Below are 565 nucleotides of genomic sequence, written 5' to 3'. Positions count from 1 at the left end.
TCTACAGTGTCAGGCATCGAGACAGTTGACCCATCTATTACTTTTACATTGCGACCACACCAGAAATATTCTGTTGTCACTTTCTCTTCTAAGCTTTGTGCTGAGAAATTGAAAAGTTTCTCTAATAATTTTTCTGGTAATCTTGCCCTAGCTTGGCAGTAAGCACTTGTATCCGTTGACGGAATTTCTACCTCTGACTCAGCCAAATGTGCAATTATTTTACTTACAGCATTATGGCAAGTTTTGTCTGTATCCAAAACCTGAGATAAAAATGCCCATAATGTTATCAATGGGTCAAATAACCGCTTTTTGTATTTAATTTTTAGCTCAGAGATGACTTGTTTAATTGCAGTCTCTGGCAACAGTTCTTTAAACGGTAGTCCCAGACTTTGGCTGTATTTTTCCTTGAGAATTTGTACTCGTAATGTCACAGTAGTAGTTATCGTATGTGCTTGCTCGTTCTCATGAAAGTATTTCACGGACGAGTAAGCTTTTTCTACCGACAAAAATTTTTGGGCAACCTTACCTCATCTCTCCATTGGCAATCGCCTGGCTCATACCATTA

At 38.4% G+C, this 565-nt stretch carries 1 protein-coding gene; it reads right to left on the bottom strand.

The genetic code is table 11. From position 1 onward, the window contains the following. The coding region (locus HCR01_RS38215) for a transposase domain-containing protein (protein WP_320073276.1) at positions 1-431 on the bottom strand (431 nt) is incomplete at its 3' end. Positions 432-565: the final 134 nt, after the last annotated feature.

This window comes from Nostoc sp. MG11, from assembly GCF_014904695.1.
In the GTDB taxonomy this organism is placed as follows: Bacteria; Cyanobacteriota; Cyanobacteriia; order Cyanobacteriales; family Nostocaceae; genus Komarekiella.
The sequence above is the reverse complement of the archived record's forward strand: the minus strand, read 5'-3'. Positions and strand labels throughout refer to the sequence as shown.